The 15,217-nt window shown below is 61.3% G+C and carries 9 protein-coding genes and 1 pseudogene; 8 read left to right on the top strand and 2 right to left on the bottom strand.

From position 1 onward, the window contains the following. Positions 1 to 127 precede the first annotated feature (127 nt). Both glgP and glgA read right to left on the bottom strand, forming a co-directional pair. Positions 128 to 1,195: an alpha-glucan family phosphorylase gene (gene glgP / locus AC1Q7H_RS19635; protein ID WP_492381580.1), complete on the bottom strand. Its 1,068-nt coding sequence runs from the start codon at positions 1,193 to 1,195 to the stop codon at positions 128 to 130. A gap of 358 nt (positions 1,196 to 1,553) precedes the next feature. Beyond that, entirely contained in the window at positions 1,554 to 3,119 is a 1,566-nt protein-coding gene (glgA, locus tag AC1Q7H_RS19630; protein WP_492381579.1) for a glycogen synthase GlgA, read from the bottom strand. A gap of 780 nt (positions 3,120 to 3,899) precedes the next feature. Between glgA and AC1Q7H_RS19625 the strand changes: the two genes are divergently transcribed. The 8 genes and pseudogenes from AC1Q7H_RS19625 (at position 3,900) to AC1Q7H_RS19590 (ending at position 15,076) form a co-directional block, all read left to right on the top strand. Then, a complete protein-coding gene (locus AC1Q7H_RS19625) occupies positions 3,900 to 5,666 on the top strand; it encodes a SulP family inorganic anion transporter (protein WP_492381578.1) in 1,767 nt (588 codons plus the stop codon). Positions 5,667 to 5,771: 105 nt separating this feature from the next. Next, a complete protein-coding gene (locus tag AC1Q7H_RS19620; RefSeq protein WP_492381577.1) occupies positions 5,772 to 7,196 on the top strand; it encodes a DUF2252 domain-containing protein in 1,425 nt (474 codons plus the stop codon). A 162-nt stretch (positions 7,197 to 7,358) separates the two neighbouring features. Continuing rightward, on the top strand, positions 7,359 to 7,907 hold the full coding sequence (locus tag AC1Q7H_RS19615; RefSeq protein ID WP_492381576.1) for a hypothetical protein: 549 nt from the start codon (positions 7,359 to 7,361) through the stop codon (positions 7,905 to 7,907). A gap of 192 nt (positions 7,908 to 8,099) precedes the next feature. Next, on the top strand, positions 8,100 to 8,534 hold the full coding sequence (locus AC1Q7H_RS19610) for a hypothetical protein (protein ID WP_249221414.1): 435 nt from the start codon (positions 8,100 to 8,102) through the stop codon (positions 8,532 to 8,534). Between the two features lie 230 nt (positions 8,535 to 8,764). Continuing rightward, positions 8,765 to 9,187, top strand: coding sequence for a DoxX family protein (locus AC1Q7H_RS19605; protein ID WP_492381575.1), 423 nt, complete (start codon positions 8,765 to 8,767; stop codon positions 9,185 to 9,187). Positions 9,188 to 9,840: 653 nt separating this feature from the next. Then, positions 9,841 to 12,642: an MGH1-like glycoside hydrolase domain-containing protein gene (locus tag AC1Q7H_RS19600; protein WP_492381622.1), complete on the top strand. Its 2,802-nt coding sequence runs from the start codon at positions 9,841 to 9,843 to the stop codon at positions 12,640 to 12,642. A gap of 51 nt (positions 12,643 to 12,693) precedes the next feature. After that, positions 12,694 to 13,589 (top strand): annotated as a pseudogene (locus AC1Q7H_RS19595) (SDR family oxidoreductase). 5 nt (positions 13,590 to 13,594) lie between these two features. Then, the gene (locus AC1Q7H_RS19590; RefSeq protein WP_492381621.1) at positions 13,595 to 15,076 is read left to right on the top strand and encodes an alpha-amylase family glycosyl hydrolase; all 1,482 of its coding nucleotides are present in this window, start codon (positions 13,595 to 13,597) and stop codon (positions 15,074 to 15,076) included. Positions 15,077 to 15,217: the final 141 nt, after the last annotated feature.

The raw sequence follows: 15,217 nt of genomic DNA, 5'->3' as shown, positions 1-15,217 counted from the left end.
GACCGATGATCCGTCGCCACGCTACCCATGCCGCTGGAGCGGCTGCCTCGGGCGCTGTCCGGTGGCGGGAGCAACCGCGCACCCGCCCCGGCCGCCCGGATGGCCCCCACCGACGACGGGGCCGCTGTCATCGCTTGGCTCGCGCGCTAAGCCTGCGACTGACGTCGGCATGCAGCCGGCTCACGCTATTGACATGCGCGCACCCATTCCGTGCCAGATAGGCAGTATTGAACGGTTCGTCTTTGTCGGTCGGGTCAAGCCGACCCAGCGCAAGAAAATCATCTACCGAGAGGTTGAATTCACGAAGATATTCGCGCGCATACGCATAGACCAATGATGGCGGAAATGCATCGAATCCTGCCGGCACTGGCGTGTGCGTCGTGAACACGTTCCCGGCGCCGGTGGCCCACATGGCCTCCCGGAACGAGACATTCGTGCGCTGCATGAAGCGACGGGCTCGCTCCAAGACCACCAGCGCCGCGTGACCTTCGTTGAGGTGACACACCTCCACCTCGATGCCGAGCGCTTCGAGCATGGCCCAGCCGTCAATGCCAAGCACCACCTCCTGTAGCAGTCGCATTTCCGCCCCCCCGCCGTACAGCTTAGCCGTGATGCCGCGTTCCGCGGCACCGTTGCGCACATCGTTGCTATCAAGCAGGTATAAGCGGGTGCGTCCGACAATCGCCTGCCATACACGGACAAACAGCATACGGCCAGGCAGCCTCAGTTCAACTTTCAGCCACGCGCCATCCGCGCCGATCAACGGCTGGATAGGCAGGCTCGTCGGAGCGTTGTGGGGATAGGCTTCCCGCTGGTCCCCATTCGCATCGATGATCTGGCAGAAATAGCCTTCCTGGTAGAGCAGTCCTATGCCAATCACTGGCGCATCCAGATCGCTAGCCGTCTTGAGGTAGTCGCCCGCCGGCACTCCGAGCCCGCCCGCCAGATAGCACCGGCGATTCTCAATCGCCCGATTGAGGTCCTGCAAGACGGTGCTGTCGCTCCCGAGTTCATCCAGACGATCTTGCGGAATGTATTGCAGGATCACCCATGGATTGGGGCTGCGCGCCCAGAGCTCCGGATCGATGGTTTGCCACAAGACGTCCAGCGCGTGACTCCAAGTCCAGCGCAAATCGAGTGCCAGCTCCGTCAACGCAGACAACTTCTCCGGCAGGGTTCGCGGCAACGCATACACGTGGGATCATCAGCACAATAGGTTGGTTTGCAGCTGCCCGGCGCCACGCTGCTTTGGTTGGCTGCGCATGTCGGGCCGCCCCGCATATGCCGACAGACAACACCACTGCATCAGTGAAAAGGCACCGGACAGAATCGCCGTGATGGACCGTCGTACCTCCACTTGATCGGCTTGACTTTTCGCGATCACCTCGCGCTGAATGGGCGCGAACCAGTTCTCCCTCGACATTGTCGTCAGCGCCCCGAGCAAGGAATTCGCCTTATCCGCGACAGCGTAAGCAGCCACAAGACAGAGCGTGTACAGGAGCCCCTCGGGATTGCAACGTCGGTTGCACTACACGCCGACCACACGTCCCGGCTTAATCAGGGGCAGCATTCGGTCCTCGCGAACCAGGGCCAAGCGCAGGCAGACGCATGCCCGCCAGTTCACGATAAATACACGCGTAGCTCGCTGCCGAGCGCGCCCAAGCAAAGTCGCTCGACATGGCCAGCTGCCGGAGTTCTGACCAGCGCTTAGGCCGCGTTTCATACAGGGCCAGACAGCGCGACAGCGCGAATTCCAAGGCTTCCCCCGTCGCGTCGTCAAACAAGAAGCCGGTCGCGCCGGGAGCGGGCCGGTCATGCGTGCCCGCATCGCGCACGCTGTCGGCAAGTCCGCCAACCCGCCGCACGATTGGAACCGTGCCATAACGCATGGCATACATCTGGGCCAGGCCACATGGCTCGAAACGGGACCCGTGCAGGAGAATGTCACCGGCTGCATGCAGGCTGTGCGCGTGCGCCTCATCATAGCCGATCTGCACTGACGCGCGCCCGGGAAAGCGGGTGGCCATGGACGTAAAGCCGGATTCCAGCTTACGCTCGCCGCACCCGTGCAGTGCAAATTGCAGCCGCGGGTGGCGCGCCATCATGTAGGGCAACCGCTCGAGCACCACATCGGCCATCTTCTGCGAGGTCAAACGGCTGATGAATACCGTCAGCGGTGCCGACGCATCGACATTCAGATATAGGTCCCGCTGCGCGTCGGCTTTGCATGATTGCTTTCCTCTCAAATCGTCGCGCGAGTAGTGGTGCGACAGATACGGATCGGTACGTGGATCCCATTGCTCCGCATCGATGCCGTTGAGGATGCCGACCAGATCGGCACGTCTGGCCCGGAACAGCCCCTCCATGCCGAAGCCGAACTCGGACGTGCAGATTTCGTTCGCGTACGTCGGGCTGACGGTCGTCACCTTGTCGGCGTAGCGCACTCCAGCCTTTAAGAACGAGAGTTGGCCGTAAAATTCGATGCCGTCGGGTGTCACTGTCTCTTGAGGCAGACCAAGCAGCTCTGCACGGTCGAGTGGAAAGTTGCCCTGGAAAGCCGCGTTGTGGACGGTGAATACGGTGCGTGGCCGGTGCTGGCCGTTCAGTAATAGCAGCAGAGGCACTAGCCCGGCATGCCAGTCGTGCGCATGGACGACGTCCGCACGCCAGTCGGGGATGGCCTGCCCCAGGGCCACCCGTGCGGCCGCGTGACAGAGCACGCCAAAGCGCTGCGCGTTGTCCTCCCAATCGCAGCCGCTCGGATCCTGATAAGGCGTACCGGGTCGGTCAAACAGTTCCGGACAGTCGACCAGCCAGACCGGCAAGCCGGTACCCGGCATCGAACCCGCAATCAGGTGCGCAGAGACTCCCGGCAGCAGTTCCGCAAGCTCGGCTACCTGCCGCGCCGCAACAAGGCGCTCCAAGGCTTCCGGATATGCCGGCATCATCAAGCGGACGTCGATGCCGAGTCGGGCAATCGCTTTGGGGAGCGCCCCGCAGACGTCCGCCAGGCCGCCCGTCTTGGCCAGAGGGAAGATTTCCGATGCCACCAACAACTGACGCAAGGGATCATCGCCGCATCGCGCCTGCCGGGTCGCAGCATCAGCCAAATCCGCCATGATCGCGCTCCTCAGGTCGTTTGGGTACGTGTCTAATTTTTGGCGCTGTGACCGGCGACATCAAGGACGCTATGGCATAGCCCGCATCCCGGGGGACGCGGCGCGTTGAAGGTCCAGGCTACCGGAACTCCGCGCCCCGGAGTTCGTCCCTAATCCTGGGCATGACGCCCCCCTGCTTGAGACCAGCTTGTCCATGTGAACCATGATGTTGGCGAAGGCCAAGACAAATGTCTCCTCTGGACGAATGGCTATTTGAGGCTTTCTCCAGGCATCGCACAGAACAGATTGTCGTCAAAGGCAATGGTCAGCCTAAAGGCATTCATGACATTCTCGTTCGGAGAATGGTGGCGCAGAGTGCATGGCAGGCACCAAATTCTTGCGCGTCTGGCCGAGCCATCGCCGGGCGCGGCCGTCCTTCAACCATGGGAACCAGACTTGACGGCAGGAGTGAAGACTGGGCGAATTGGCTCGATGCGACGGCCCCTTGGCTGCACATTCAGCATAGGTCGCGGAATAGGCTGCGTTTGCCCACGGCCAGAAATCAGATGAACTGCCCGCAAAGCCCCGAGAGTACGGATGACTGATGTGGATCAACTTCGATTCTTGCAGCGCTCCTAGCCTTAACTTGCCGCTCAGTGGGTTTCGCCCTTCGCGGGCGAACGCAGTCCCGTTCCCGTCCGTATGGATATCAGGTGAGAGTGGCGTTGGAGGCAGGCGGCACAAACGGATGTGACGATATGCTCGTGCCATTTTCTGACCCATAGGCTTGGGGGTGCCGTGATGAAAGACTCTTCAGCGTTGGACAAACGAAGCACCACCACGGTCTCCAGCGTCTGGCGCACCATGTTCCCGCCCGCACAATGGCTGCCGAGTTACCAACCGCAATGGCTGGCGCATGACGCCATCGCGGGTGTGACGCTGGCCGCATATGGTATCCCGGTGTCGCTGGCGTATGCATCCCTTGCGGGATTGCCGCCGCAGTACGGAATTTACTGCTACTTGGCCGGTGGGTTGTTCTATGCATTGTTCGGCTCGTCGCGTCAACTTGCAGTCGGGCCAACCTCTGCGATTTCGATGCTCGTCGGCGTCACCGTAGCGGGCATGGCCAATGGAGATCCCAGCAGGTGGGCGTCGATTGCGGCGCTGACTGCTCTCCTGATCTCTGCCATGTGCGTCCTGGCGTGGCTTCTACGGCTGAGTTCGCTGGTCAATTTCATCAGCGAAACGATACTGCTCGGCTTCAAAGCCGGTGCGGCCCTGACCATCGCGCTTACCCAGCTGCCAAAACTATTCGGGGTCAAGGGAGGCGGCGAATTTTTCTTCGAACGGATTGCAGTACTTGCACAGCAGGTGCCGGAGACGAACCTCGCGGTGTTCGGATTCGGCCTGGGCGCGATCGCTGTACTGCTTCTCGGGGAAAAATTCCTTCCGGGCCGGCCGGTAGCACTGTTCGTCGTGGTAGTTTCGATCGCGCTGCTTTCACTGACATCACTCGGCGGACTCGGCTTCAAGGTCGTCGGCGCCCTGCCGCAAGGCTTGCCGGAATTCCGTCTGCCAGACTTGCGGCCACGCGATGTGGACGGAGTGATTCCTCTGGCGTTCGCCTGCCTGTTGTTGTCCTATGTGGAAAGCGTGTCAGCGGCACGCGCTCTTGCTCAATTGCACGGCTACGACATTGATCCACGCCAGGAACTGCTTGGCCTTGGCGCGGCAAATCTGGCTGTGGGATTTTTTCAGGGCTATCCGGTCGCCGGCGGCCTGTCCCAATCGTCGGTCAACGACAAGGCTGGCGCTAAGACGCCGCTTGCCCTGGTATTTGCTTCGGGAACGATCGGACTGTGCCTGCTGTTCCTGACCGGCCTGCTGGCCAACCTACCTAGTGTCGTCCTGGCAGCTATCGTACTAGTCGCGGTCAAGGGTCTAATCAACATCCGCGAACTACGCCACGTATGGCGCGTGAGCCGATTCGAATTCCTGGTGTCCATGGTGGCGTTTGCCGCAGTCCTGCTGCTGGGCATCCTGAAAGGCGTGGTCGTGGCGGTGCTTGTATCCATGCTACTAATCATCCGTCGCGCCGCCCACCCGCATGTAGCATTTCTGGGACGCATTCCCGGGACGCGAATGTATTCCGATATCGAGAGGAATCCGGACAACGAACTTGTCCCGCATGTCCTGATTTTCCGTGTTGAGTCATCGCTGCTTTACTTCAACGTCGAGCATGTGCGTACGGTAGTTTGGCAGAAGATTCACAGCACCGCCGAGCCGCTCCGTTTGGTGGTGTGTGATCTTTCGATTTCCCCCGTCGTTGACCTGGCAGGGGCCCGCATGTTGGCTGCGCTGCATGAAGAACTCCAAGGTGCCGGCATCCCTCTGCGCCTAGTTGCAGCACACGCCGAAGTGAGGGACATCCTTCGTGCTGAAGGGCTCGAAGAGCGTCTTGGCTACTTCGGGCGCCGCATCTCGGTGGCGGACGTAATCGACGGATTCCGGGCGCCCGAAGCATCGGTTATCGCACCAGGAGGCGCGGCGGCGCCAACAGCGGCCTAGCATAGACTCATCGGCACGGCCAGACCAGCAGTCGTGGATTGGTGGCTGTGGCGCGGCCCGCTGAGTCCGGTACAGGCGGAGACAGCCTGACAGAAGGAGAATGTCATGAACAAGCCCGAAAAAATCAAAAACCTGGCCGCCGTATCCGAAGCCCACTCGTCCTACCTCAGCGCCGACGAGCGCGCAGCCAAAGGTCGAGCATTGCGCGACACCGTACCCCGCGTGTCGCAGTCCGGCTGGACGCCGGCAGCAAATCGCCACGATCCGGTCAAACTTCTGGACGAATCCAATGCGGGACGGATTCTCGAACTGATACCGATCCGCTTTGGACGTATGGCGGCTTCTGCCTTCGCCTTCTATCGCGGTGGGGCTGCCTTGATGGCAGCCGATCTTGCCACCACGCCCGCCAGCGGGATCCGCGTACAGGCATGCGGAGATGCGCATCTGATGAATTTCGGCGGATTCGCTACACCAGAACGCAACGTGATCTTCGATATCAACGATCTCGACGAGACGCTTCCGGCCCCTTTCGAATGGGACCTCAAGCGTCTTGCCGCCAGCGTGGCGATCGCTGCCGAGCATCTCGCGCTGCCGAAGAGCGACGCCGCGCGTGTCGTCACTGACCTTGTGCGCGAGTATCGCGAACGGATGTTCAACTACGGTTGGATGCGCGCGCTAGACGTCTGGTATGACCGGATCGACCTGCAGAAGTATGAAGACCGCAGCGGTGATCCCGACATCGTTGCCGCGGCCCGCAAGCGGCTTGCACAGCGAATTGAGGCCGAAAGGCGCAAGACGGTCCCCGACCATCTGTATCCAAAGCTGGTGTCTGCGGAAGGAGAAAAGCCCAGAATCAAGGATGAGCCACCCCTGATCTTCCACCCGACCGAGGAAATGGCGCCCGGCCTTGCGTCGGGCTACGCCGAAGCCATTGCCTCGTATCGGGAAAGTCTTGCCGAGCATACCCGAGTGCTCTTTGACCGATTCCACTTCTTCGACATGGCCATCAAGGTGGTCGGTGTCGGGAGCGTTGGCACGATGTGCGGCGTAGGCCTATTTCTTGCCGCGGATAACGATCCCCTGTTTCTGCAGGTAAAGGAAGCCCGTGCTTCTGTCCTGGAACCTTACGCAGGAAAGAGCTTGCATTCCAATCACGGCCAACGCGTCATCATTGGCCAGCGTCTCATGCAGACTGCTAGCGACGTCTTCCTGGGGTGGACCCGGGGAAAAAACGGACGCGACTTCTATATACGCCAGTTGCGTGACATGAAACTGTCGGCGATCATCGAAGATTGGGATACCGGCATGCTCAGGCAATACGGCCGGATGTGCGCACACGCCCTCGCCCGAGCGCATGCCCGTTCCGGCGATGCCGCTATGATCGCTGGTTACATGGGGTCAGGACAAACCTTCGACGACGCGATCTGCGAGTTCGCGACCGAGTACTGCTCTCAGAATCGGAGCGACTATCGAGCGTTCCTGGCCGCCATTCGCAAAGGACGCATCGAGGCGCGAATGGAGCAAGAGTAAGACCGTACCCCCCTGCTGCGCAACAGCACCCATGAGGAGCCGGCAGGGATGTATACGGCATCAAGCTTGCGATGCATCAATGGGCCAATGCGCATACGACCTACGCTTCAGAACAGGCGGAGCTATATTGCGCGCCTTGTCCGCCAAGGCAGGAGGATTGCCATGACCGCGATGCTGCAGTCTGGAAACGAGGAAAGCCATCATCGATCACTTGCCATGCACGCTAGCAAGGTTATGCGTACGGCTGCCGCTGCGTTGCTTCTTGCTACCGCGCCGCTTCTCCACGCACAGACCCTCGCGGCGCATCCAAAGCCGCCGGAAATCCACCAATCCTCTGGCGTCCGGTATGTCTCGGGCGGCATCGGAAGCGAAGCCGTGCGGCAAATGCAGGCTATCTCCGGCCAATTCAATGTGCGGCTCAGCTTCCAGGACCCTTCGGAAGTCAGGCCCGTTTCTGGCGTCATGCTGATCCTGGCCAACGAGAAGGGCAAACGTCTGCTACGACTGGTCACGGACGGTCCCCTAGCCTATCTCAAACTCCCTCATGGCAGCTATTACCTGACGGTGATCTATCAAGGGGCTGATCATGAGCAGTGGATCACGGCCGAAGACGAACCGATGGATCTCACATTTCTCTTTAACCTGATCGATCTGGAACAATACTGGCTACAAGCAGGGAAACACACGCCCCAGTACCCGACTCCGACATAAACAGGCCTCAAGGGGAAGAACACCGGCTGCCAGGCCGGCGCGTGCGGTGGCGGCATAAGGCATGCAAAGCCGACACCCCTTATTGCGGACCAATGGCCTACCATTTTGATGATGTAACCAAAATTCCGGGATCTTTCGCATCCTATAGTCGGTGCCTTTCCGAAAGTGGAGACTGCAATGGTGGGTTCAAGAATGAGCATCGCGTCGCCGGCCCGTTCCACTCCGAACGGATTGATCACCCTGCTGTTTCACCTGAGTCACGCAGCCTCTCAGGGGCAGCTCGATCCCGTTCTCGTGCGTGATCTTGGCAAACGCATCTACATCGAGATTGATGCATGCAGGACAGACGAAGCCAAGAGCCAGGTCGAGTTGAAACTGCTGTCCGAGGCAATGTTCAGGTTCGAGGATACTTTGCTGGCGGCGCGAAGCCACATGCTGCTCGCGTCGATCCGGCGTTTAGGGAGCACTGAACGTCCGCATCCTGAAGCGGATCGAGGTGCCGGCCACCATGAAGGTGGCCCACCAATCCCGACCAACCGGCCGCCCAATCCTTCGCCCGTCACGGGCCGCTGCACGGATCATCTCGAGCCGCTCGCCACTCTCGATCAAGGTGATTCCCCCTTGTGATAACGCATGGATCAGCCCTCTCGCCGGGCGACGTAATCACTGCAGGGCGGACAGAGGCTTTTGCGATTCGTCAGGGAACGATTCGGAATATTGTTTGATATGAAGCACGAGGGTGAGGTCCCTGCAACCTTCAACTGGCTCCTGGCAGCAGCATTGTGGGACGCCGATCCGTTCAACTATTTGGCTGATAAGCAACGCCTGCCGGCGTTGTTTGATTCTGGAGAATTATCATGGTCACTTCCACTATGTCGCTCGCGCCCACCCTCGTTTCACGAACGTACACTGTCGGTCGCGCCCTTCTCGGCTCTCTTTTCTTATTTTCCGGTCTCCTGAAGATTGGCAACTTCGCGGCCTACTCTGCGTGGATTGCCAGCGCTGAACTGCCGAGCCCGGATCTGCTGCTGGTGCTAACCATCGTGATTGAAATTTGTGGCGGACTGACCGTTATCTCGGGCTGGAACGCGCGGTTGGGCGCGCTGCTTCTTGCACTGTTTCTGGTGCCGACGACCATCATTTTCCACGGCTTCTGGCGCGCCGATCCCGCAGATATCCTGAATCAACTTAATCACATTCTGAAGAATGTCTCAATCCTGGGCGGCATGCTCGTTGTATTCGCCATTGAATCGTCACGTATGCAATCAAGAGCCGCATAGCCTCTAGGGATGGTGTTCTGAAGTCGCAAAGTCCGATGCGCTCAGACGAGGCCTTACCCAAACAATTGGCGCATGAAGCAAGCTACCTGACTTGGTCACCCTGGGCTATGACGATATCGTCATGTCCAGGGCGTCTGCTGGGGCCAGTCGACGCGAACAATGGGATCCTGATGTTCGGCCCCTTGACCCGGTGATGACGGCTGGGGGATGGCCGTGATCAAGCACGACATGGCGCGGCTACAGCAGGGCGAACGGTCGTAGGTCAGGAAGCCAGAAGCCGGGATTACGAGCGCTTTGTGGTGCCAGAGAGTCGTGGTGGCTCCATTGAATTTTCAGCAGGCGGTCAACCTTGTACAAAGATGATCCCGGCGCCTAAGCTCTTTTACGTGTGCACGTACCGATTCCTCACCACGATCATGCCCACTCCAAGCCACGCGAAGATGTCGAATGCCAATCGCGAATGGCGGAAAGTTCGAACAGGAGATTCTCGTATTGCAAGGTGGCGGTGCACTGGGCGCAGACCAGGCAGGTATCTACGCAGCTTTCGCAGAAGCCGGCTTGATGCCTGACTGGATTGCACGTGTATCGTGCTCACGCCCGTCCCCCCTTCCGATCCAGCTGCCCGGCTTCGCCGGCCAGAAGGAGAGCACGCCATGAGCAATGAAGCAGAGAAGAACCGGCTCGATGAGGCGCAGGCGGGCCGGGCGGCCTGGAAGAAATGGGGGCCCTACCTCAGCGAGCGGCAATGGGGCACGGTGCGCGAGGACTACAGCGACAACGGCGACGCCTGGAACTACTTCTCCCATGACCAGGCCCGCTCGCGCGCCTACCGCTGGGGCGAGGACGGCCTCGCCGGTATCAGCGACGACCACCAGGTATTGTGCTTCGCGCTTGCCTTGTGGAATGGGCGCGATCCGATCCTGAAGGAGCGCGCCTTCGGCCTGGCCAACGGCGAAGGCAATCATGGCGAGGACGTGAAGGAGTACTACTACTATCTCGACTCCACGCCGACGCACTCGTACATGAAGTATCTGTACAAGTACCCTCAGGCCGCCTATCCATACACTGACCTCGTCGAGACCAACCGCAGCCGCGGCAAGCATGAGGCCGAGTACGAGTTGCTGGACACCGGCGTGTTTGACGACAACCGGTATTTTGACGTCTTTGTCGAATACGCCAAGGCGGCGCCTGAAGACGTGCTGGTGCGAATCAGCGTCTTCAACCGCAGTCCGGACGCGGCGCCGCTGCACCTGTTGCCGACCCTGTGGTTCCGCAACACGTGGTCGCAGCCGGGGGGCGGTTCGAAACCGATCCTCGAGCGCGTCGATTTCTCCGGGCAAGCGGCGGTCCGCGCCCGTCACAGCGACCCGTTGTTTCTGGAATCGCTGGGCGAGTATTACCTTTACTGCGACCCCGACGTGCCGCTCCTCTTCACCGAGAATGAGACCAACAACACCCGGCTGTTCGGCACGGGCAATGCGTCGCCTTACGCGAAGGACGGCATCCACGACTTCATCGTGCATGGCGATGCCGCGGCAGTAAACCCCGCGCAGCAGGGAACCAAGGCAGCGCCCCACTATCACCTCAACATCGGCGGTGGTGAGTCGCAAGTCGTGCGTTTACGGTTGACGACCCAGGCGCCGGGTGCGGCGTCCGCGCCCTTCCATGATTTCGACGCCCTGTTCGCCGCCAGGCTGGAGGACGCCGATGCCTTCTACGCGTCGATGACACCGCTCGCAATTCGCGACAACCCAGACCGGGTGAGCGTCATGCGCCAGGCGCTAGCCGGCATGCTCTGGACCAAGCAGTACTTCTATTATGACCTCGGCGTCTGGCTCGACGAGCACGGCGCAGGTGGCCGGTTGCCGAAACCGGAGCGCAGGCGGGTACGCAACAGCGAATGGGCGCACATGTTCAACGACGACATCATCTCGATGCCGGACAAATGGGAGTATCCCTGGTACGCCGCGTGGGACCTGGCCTTTCACATGATTCCGCTGAGCATGGTCGACCCCGACTTCGCCAAGCAACAGCTCGACCTGATGCTGCGCAATGACTATCTGCATCCGAACGGCCAACTCCCCGCTTACGAGTGGAATTTCGGCGATGTCAATCCGCCCGTGCATGCCTGGGCGACGATGCAGCTTTACGTCCTCGACAAGGAGCGTCACGGTGGCAGGGGCGACATCGAATTCCTCAAGTACGCCTTCTCCAAACTGCTGGTCAACTTCACCTGGTGGGTCAACCGCAAGGACCGCACGGGGGCCAATGTCTTCGAGGGCGGCTTTCTCGGGCTCGACAATATCGGCGTGTTCGACCGCTCGTCGCCACTGCCCACGGGCGGTTACCTGGACCAGGCCGACGGTACGGCGTGGATGGTGTTCTTCAGCCAGCAGATGCTGCGCATCGCGGTCGAGCTTGCGTTGCAGGAGCCGCTCTACGAGGAGTTCGTCGAGAAATTTTTCCAGCACACGGTGTTCATTGCCGGCGCTCTGGACAGCGTTGGCGAGCGGAACGATGAAATGTGGGATGAAGAGGATGGCTTCTTCTACGATGTGCTGCGTTTCCCGGACGGTAGCGCCACGCGCCTCAAGGTACGCTCCATCGTCGGGCTGCTGCCACTGGCCGCAGTGGCGGTGTTCGAAGAAGATCTCCTCACCAGGCTGCCGAAGTTCCGCGAGCGTGCCAGGCTTTTCCTGGGGCGCCACCCCGAGCTCGCCGCCAACATGCATCTGCCCCAGCAGCCCGGCGTAGCCAACCGGCGCATGCTGGCAATCGTTGGCGAGCAGAAGCTGCGCCGCATTCTGGCGCGCATGCTGGATGAAGAGGAATTCTTTAGCCCGCATGGCATCCGCGCGCTGTCGCGCTTCCACCTCGAGCACCCTTACGTCTTTCACCACGCGGGCCAGGAGTATCGCGTGGCCTACGTGCCGGGCGATTCCGACACTGGCATGTTCGGCGGCAATTCCAACTGGCGCGGGCCGGTGTGGATGCCGATCAACTACCTGCTCTACACCTCGCTGATACGCCTGTATGCCTATTTCGGCGAGGACTTCAAGGTCGAGTGCCCGACTGGGTCTGGCCAGATGATGACGCTGCTCGAAGTGGCGCAGGAATTGGGCGAGCGCCTGAGCCGGATCTTCCTGCGCGACAGCGATGGCCGCCGACCAGTGTATGGCGCGGCGAACAAGTACCGCGACGACCCGCACTGGCGCGACCTCGTGCTGTTCTACGAGTATTTCCACGGCGACACCGGCGCCGGGATCGGCGCCAGCCACCAGACCGGCTGGACCGGCTGCGTCGCGCGCATCATTCAGGGGAATGCCATGCTATCGAAGGACTTGCTGCTAACGCCGGGCGCGCAGGTGGCGACCTTGCGTGCGCTGAGAGCCGCGCACAGGGGCCCGGAGTCTACAACCCAAGGCATTCCTGTCAATCCCGAGAAGGCCACCTAGGCGACCCAGGCCAATCAGCCGCGAAGGGCGAAGAAACCTGCGGAGCCAACGATGCCGCGCTTACCCAGCAACCGAACGAAGAAGTACGCCATGGAGAGCTACTACGCCAACAGAAACCTGCCCCAGCCGGCGATCCCAACGCTGAAATCTCTGGACTTGCCAAAAGACCAGACAGCGCGGTTGACGGGCGCCAATTCCGGGATCGGCCCCGCCATCGTTGTCGCGCTCGGCCGGGCAGGCGCCAACGTGATAGTCCGACGTGGCCAACCCTGCGGACACCGAGCTGGTGGACGAAGGAATTCGCGGCGGCGGGCAGAGCGCGATCACCGCACCCGCCGAATAGCCGATGAGGCGCAAGTGCAAGCCATGTTCGCTGCGGCGGAGCAAGAGTTTGGCACCGTCGACATCCTCGTCAGCACTGACGGCATGGGGCGCAACGCGCCGTTCCACGAGATGAGCGTGGCCCAATGGACGCGGTGATCAGCGTCAACCTTCCTGGCACCCTTCTGCGCGCGCGCGAGGCCGTTCGTGAGTTCCTCCGGCGCGGCGTGCGCCCGGGCGTTTCCGTAGCGACCGGCAACACCATCTTCCCAAGTTCGGTGCACGAGCTGATTCCGTGGACTCGCCACCTCAATTACGCAGCCTCCAAGGACGGGCTGATGCCGCTGATGAAGAGCCTGGCGCGGGAACTCGCCAAGAAGCGCATCCGTGTCATTTCCATAGCGCGGGGCGCGATCCGAACGGCGATGAACGCTCCGGCATGGTCTACGCCAGAGGCCTATGCCGGACTGATGAAGCTCGTGCCGTACAAGCGCATCAGGGAGAGCGGGGAGATCGGCCGTGCCGCGGTCTGGCTAGTGTCGGATTTCACCGACTACATTGTCGGCACGACGCTTCTCATCGAGGGCGGGATGACGCTGTATCCTTGGTTCCAAAGAGGGGATTGACGACTGTGCTGACACCTCGCTATCCGGCACTTTACCAGCTCAACACCCGGGTCAGGATGACCGAGTTGTCGCTGTCGCTCGGCCATGCAGTCACGCTGGATGACATTACCGACGCCGAACTGGACCGTCTGGTGGAGATGGGTTTCGACTGGCTCTGGTTGCTGAGCGTTTGGCAGACCGGGCCTGCCGCGCAGCGCATCTCGCGCAGCAGCGCGGCGTGGCGGCATGAGTTCGAGCAAACGCTGCCCGACCTGTGCGAGTCGGATATCGCCGGCTCCGGCTTTGCGATCACGCGTTACTCCGTGCACCGCGACCTCGGCGGCGACGAAGCGCTGGCGCGCCTGCGCACGCGCGCGCGACAGCGCGGGCTGCGCCTGATGCTCGATTTCGTGCCGAACCACATGGCCCCGGATCACGCGTGGGCCGACGAGCACCCGGACTATTTCGTCCATGGCAGCGAGGAGGATCTGGAGCGTTCGCCCCGCAACTATTGCCGCGTGGCAACGAAGAACGGACCGCTGCTGCTTGCCTACGGCAGGGACCCATATTTCGACGGCTGGCCCGACACTCTGCAGCTCAACTACGGCAATCCGCACTTGCAACAAGCGATGATTGGCGAACTGGAGCGCATCGCCGACCAGTGCGACGGCGTGCGCTGCGACATGGCCATGCTGGTATTGCCCGAGGTGTTCGAGCGTACTTGGGGCATCCGGCCCGACCTGTTCTGGCCGAAGGCGACGGGGTCAGTGCGGCGCCAGCATCCCGGCTTCCTGTTCATGGCTGAGGTCTACTGGGATATGGAATGGACGCTGCAGCAGCAGGGCTTCGACTACGCCTATGACAAGCGCTTGTACGACCGCTTGCGCGAACAGCGCGCCCGCCCCGTGCGCGAGCATCTGGGCGCGGACATGGCCTATCAGGACAAGCTGGCGCGCTTTCTGGAGAATCACGACGAGCCGCGCGCGGCTTCGACCTTTGCACCCAAAGTCCATGCGGCTGCCGCGGTGCTGACTTTCCTCTCGCCGGGCTTGCGCTTCTTCCACCAGGGACAGTTCGCGGGCCGGCGCACGCGTATCTCGCCGCATCTGGTCCGCGCCCCGGAGGAAGCGGTGGACGGAGTGCTCGCGCAGTTCTATGACCGGCTGCTTGCCGTGTTGCGCCAACCGCTGGTTCGCGATGGAAACTGGTCATTACTGGAATGTGTTCCGGTCTGGGCCGACAACACTACGTCGGACAATTTCATCGCGTTCCGCTGGGTACGGGCGCCTCACGAGTGGATGTTCGTGGCCGTAAACTACTCGCCGCAGCAAAGCCAATGCTTCATGCGTACGCCCTTTGCCGAACTGAGGGGGCGGACCGTACGACTCCAGGACCGCCTCAGCCCGGCTGTCTATGATCGACCGGGCGAAGACCTGCGCGCCCGTGGCCTTTTCCTGGACATGCCGCCCTGGGGCTACCACGTCTTCGACTTGCAATGGGTTGATTGACAGGGAAAGTTGGCCGCGCTGGGACGGCATCAGCTGGTTTCGGAGGGCGCCCCGTCAAACCAGCCGGCGGCGCACGATCGCTGTCTCTGGCGCGGTCGCCACCGCATGGCTGCGAGTGTCGGACGCGCCTTATCGCTACTT

This window comes from Cupriavidus sp. GW823-FHT06D04 (assembly GCF_058795055.1).
This window is presented reverse-complemented; position numbering and strand designations above follow the sequence as displayed.